Source organism: Nocardioides sp., from assembly GCF_031422975.1.
Lineage (GTDB): Bacteria > Actinomycetota > Actinomycetes > Propionibacteriales > Nocardioidaceae > Nocardioides.
Map to the genome: position 1 here is coordinate 1 of NZ_JANPEO010000415.1, position 4,007 is coordinate 4,007.

Annotated in this window: 4 protein-coding genes and 1 pseudogene; 1 reads left to right on the top strand and 4 read right to left on the bottom strand. The window is 68.9% G+C overall.

Going from position 1 to position 4,007, the window contains the following annotated elements; translation table 11 throughout:
• Window positions 1–138: 138 nt before the first annotated feature.
• The 3 genes from RMO85_RS12505 to RMO85_RS12515 form a co-directional block, all read right to left on the bottom strand.
• Window positions 139–1,662, bottom strand: coding sequence for an RNA polymerase sigma factor (locus RMO85_RS12505; RefSeq protein WP_310529054.1), 1,524 nt, complete (start codon window positions 1,660–1,662; stop codon window positions 139–141).
• 135 nt (window positions 1,663–1,797) lie between these two features.
• The gene (locus RMO85_RS12510; RefSeq protein WP_310529055.1) at window positions 1,798–2,370 is read right to left on the bottom strand and encodes an HhH-GPD-type base excision DNA repair protein; all 573 of its coding nucleotides are present in this window, start codon (window positions 2,368–2,370) and stop codon (window positions 1,798–1,800) included.
• A gap of 38 nt (window positions 2,371–2,408) precedes the next feature.
• Entirely contained in the window at window positions 2,409–2,810 is a 402-nt protein-coding gene (locus RMO85_RS12515; RefSeq protein ID WP_310529056.1) for a universal stress protein, read from the bottom strand.
• Window positions 2,811–2,942: 132 nt separating this feature from the next.
• On the opposite strand from RMO85_RS12515, the gene RMO85_RS12520 reads away from it, so the two are divergent.
• Window positions 2,943–3,371, top strand: a complete 429-nt coding sequence (locus RMO85_RS12520; RefSeq protein ID WP_310529057.1) for a hypothetical protein — start codon at window positions 2,943–2,945, stop codon at window positions 3,369–3,371.
• On the opposite strand, the pseudogene RMO85_RS12525 reads toward RMO85_RS12520, so the two are convergent.
• Window positions 3,372–4,007 (bottom strand): annotated as a pseudogene (locus RMO85_RS12525) (glutamate--cysteine ligase); the annotation flags it as partial.

Below are 4,007 nucleotides of genomic sequence, written 5' to 3' on the forward strand. Positions count from 1 at the left end.
GCCCGGACCAACTGGCGGCGCCCGACATGGACTTCGGCCGATCACATGTCGGCGGCCGCCAGTTGATCGCAGCGCACCTACCAACGCGGGCGAGCCCACACGGAGCAAGGGTGCCCGCGGGTGGCAGGCGACGTCGGATCAGTCCAGGTAGTCGCGCAGCACCTGGGAGCGGCTCGGGTGACGCAGCTTGCTCATCGTCTTCGACTCGATCTGGCGGATCCGCTCACGCGTCACGCCGTAGACCTTGCCGATCTCGTCGAGGGTCTTGGGCTGGCCGTCGGTGAGGCCGAAGCGCATGCTGACCACACCGGCCTCCCGCTCGGAAAGGGTGTCGAGCACGGCGTGCAGCTGCTCCTGGAGAAGCGTGAAGCTGACTGCGTCGGCAGGCACGATGGCCTCGGAGTCCTCGATCAGGTCACCGAACTCGGAGTCGCCGTCCTCACCCAGGGGCGTGTGCAGCGAGATCGGTTCGCGGCCGTACTTCTGGACCTCGATGACCTTCTCAGGAGTCATGTCGAGCTCCTTGGCGAGCTCCTCGGGTGTGGGCTCGCGACCCAGGTCCTGGAGCATCTGCCGCTGCACCCGGGCGAGCTTGTTGATGACCTCGACCATGTGCACGGGGATGCGGATGGTGCGGGCCTGGTCGGCCATGGCGCGGGTGATGGCCTGACGGATCCACCACGTGGCGTACGTCGAGAACTTGTAGCCCTTGGTGTAGTCGAACTTCTCGACCGCTCGGATCAGACCGAGGTTGCCTTCCTGGATCAGGTCGAGGAAGAGCATGCCGCGGCCGGTGTAGCGCTTGGCCAGCGAGACGACGAGGCGGAGGTTGGCCTCGAGGAGGTGGTTCTTGGCGCGGCGGCCGTCCTCGGAGATCCACTCGAGCTCCTCGAGCACCTTCGGGGTGATCTTGCCGCCCTTGCCGAGCTTCTCCTCGGAGAAGAGGCCGGCCTCGATCCGCTTGGCGAGCTCGACCTCCATCTCGGCGTTGAGGAGGGGCACCTTGCCGATCTGCTTGAGGTAGTCCTTGACCGGGTCGGCGGTGGCGCCGGCAACCATGACCTGCTGCTCGGGCTCGTCGGTGTCGTCCGAGGCGGAGACGGTGAAAGCCTGCTTCTCGTCGTCCTTGATCGTCGGGTCGACCTTGACGTCCTTCTCGAACTGCTCGTCCGGCAGGTCGGGCAGCAGCTTCTTGCCGTCGGCGCCGACGGAGGCCGGCGCGAGGTCTGCGGCCACGTCGACCGCGTCGGACTTGGCGGCGGCGGCCTTTCTGGCCGGGGTCTTCTTCGCGGGAGCGTCGGCGGCGGTCTTGGCTGCCGGCGACTTCTTCGTGGTGCTGGTGGCGGCCACGGACTTCTTCGCCGGAGCCTTCTTCGCGGCGGTCTTCTTGGCGGCCGCGGTGGTCGTCTTACGGGCACTGGAGGTGGCAGCGACCGCACGGGTGCTCGCCGCATCCACGTTCACGCTGATGCCGAGGGCGCTGATGTGCACCAGGAGGGCCTTCAGATGGCGAGGTTCGACCGCGGCGTCGTCACTGGCCTGGCGCACTTCATTGGGAGTCACACTCCCAGTGGGGGTTCCGCGCTCGATCAGCGCAACGATGGACGGGTGCGTGAGCACCTCTGCGGGGAGCAACTTGCGTGCGTGCGGGGACACGAACACCTCTCGTCAAAACGGCATCGGGGCGCGGCGAGGCCCGGTCAAGTCAAGAGCCGCATTGTCATTCTGCCACGCGGTTGTTCGCGACCTGTCAACGGTGCGGCAAGGGCGCGTCGCGCGGGTGCGACCAGTGCGACCTCAGCCCGCAGCAACGGCCTTCGCGGCCGCCTTCTTCTGCTTCTTGAAGTCGCGAACCTTCAACAAGGAGGCGGGGTCCACGACGTCGGCCACGGACCGATAGCCCTCGAGCGCGTAGTCGCCCACGACCTGTTCCCATCCCTCGGGCCGGACACCGCGTTGCTTGGCGAGCAGCGCGATGAAGATCTGCGCCTTCTGCTTGCCGAAGCCCGGCAGCGCCATCACCCGCGTCAACAGGTCCTTGCCGTCGGCGGCCTGGGTCCACAGTCGGGAGGCGTCACCGTCGTAGTCGTCGGTGACGATGCGGGCGAGCTCCTGGAGCTTGGCCGACATCGACCCCGGGAACCGGTGGATGGCCGGCGTGGTGGCTGCCATCGCGGCGAAGTCCTGCGGATCCGCGGCCGCGATGGCCGCCGGGTCGAAGTTGCCGAACCGGTCGATGACCTTGGCGGGACCGCGGAAGGCGTGCTCCATGGGGTACTGCTGGTCGAGCAGCATTCCCGCCAGCAGCGCGAAGGGCGACTCGTCGAGGATCTTGTCGGCTCCCGGGTCGCCGGTGATCTGGATGGCCATGGGGTCATCTTGCCCGACGACGCCCAGCCGTGACGTGGTCAGTCGGCCTTGACCGCCAGCACCGGGCAGTGGGCGTCGAGGAGGATCCGCTGCGCGTTGGAGCCCAGGATGAGCTTGCCGACGGGCGAGCGGCGACGCAGCCCGATCACCAGGAGTTCGGCCGAGTTGGCCTCGGCGAGGCTGATCAGGTCTTCGGCCGGCTCGAAACCGCGGACGAGCTGGCGGATGTCGTACTCCACGCCGGACGCGTCCAGCGTCTTGCGGACGGCGTCCATCTCACCTTCTGCGGCGCGCGCCTTGGTCTGGTCGAAATCGTTGCCGCCGCGGTGCGAGTTGACCACCACCAGCTTGCTGCCACGGAGCTTGGCCTCCGAGATGGCGGTGGCCAGCGCGGCTTCGCCCTCGGGCTTGGGAACATATCCGACAACGACGGTGCCCATGGCGTCTCCTTCTCGCGTGCCGGCGCGCATCGTTGCGCCCGGGCTTCTCCGCACCGTATCGAATCTGCAGCCCCGGCGGGAGGCTGTGGACGACGCGGCGCACCGCGGTCGAAGTCGGGGCAGGGTGGAGCCATGCCCGTGTTCGCGCCGATCACCCGCTCCGAGCACGCGGTGTTCCGTGGCGCGGTGCTCGAATTCAAGGAGGCGTATCCGCGAGGTCGGTCCCCGGTGTCGATGCAGGTGGGTGTGCCGGGGCGCCTCGTCGCTCGCCATGTCGTCGAGCACGGGCAGGTGCTCGACCAGGCCCTGCGCACCGACATTGCAGCCGCGCTGCTCCAGCGCACGGCCGCCGCGGCAGGTCATCGCTGGGCGTGGCTGACCCGCATCGGTTCGCTGGCGCTGCACGACGCCGACGTGGCGTGGTCGGCTGCGTGGTACGCCGCCTGCGCGGAGGCCGGAGTCGACATGGCGTTCGTCGTGGTCACGCGCACAGGGTGGCGCGACCCGCGCACCGACGTGCTGCGTGAATGGAGCAGGCTGCGTCGGCGCTCGGCGCCCTGATCAGTCCCAGGTGTGCGCCGGCTCGTTGGTGTGCATGCGCTCGCGATACTCCAGCAAAGTCGCCCGGAGCGCGTCGAACCGATCCTCTCGGTCGCGCCGGCGCATCCGCGCGACGAACCACTCCGCGCCCGTGGTGCCCAACAGGCAGCGCTGCTCGATGATGCCGAGCAGCCGGTCGCGCACCGCGCCCTCGACACCCCAGGCGTCCAGTCCCTCGGCCGCCATCGGCAGCAGCCGGCGCAGCACCAGCTCGGTGGCACGCACCTGACCGATGCCCGGCCAGTAGATCTGCGCGTCCACGCCCTGCTGGGCCGCGACGTGGAAGTTCTCCTCGGCCGCGGAGAAGGACATCTGCGACCACAGCGGCCGCTCGCTCTCGGCAAGGGAGCGGACCAGGCCGAAGTAGAAGGCGGCGTTGGCAATCGTGTCGGCCACGGTCGGCCCGGCGGAGAGCAATCGGTTCTCCACCCGCAGGTGGGGCACTCCCCCGGCGATGTCGTAGACCGGGCGGTTCCAGCGGTAGATCGTGCCGTTGTGGAGACGCAGCTCGGGCAGCGTCGGCGTGCCGCCGGCCTCGAGCACCTCGAGCGGGTCCTCCTCGTCGGTGATCGGCAGCAGGGCCGGGAAGTAGCGGAC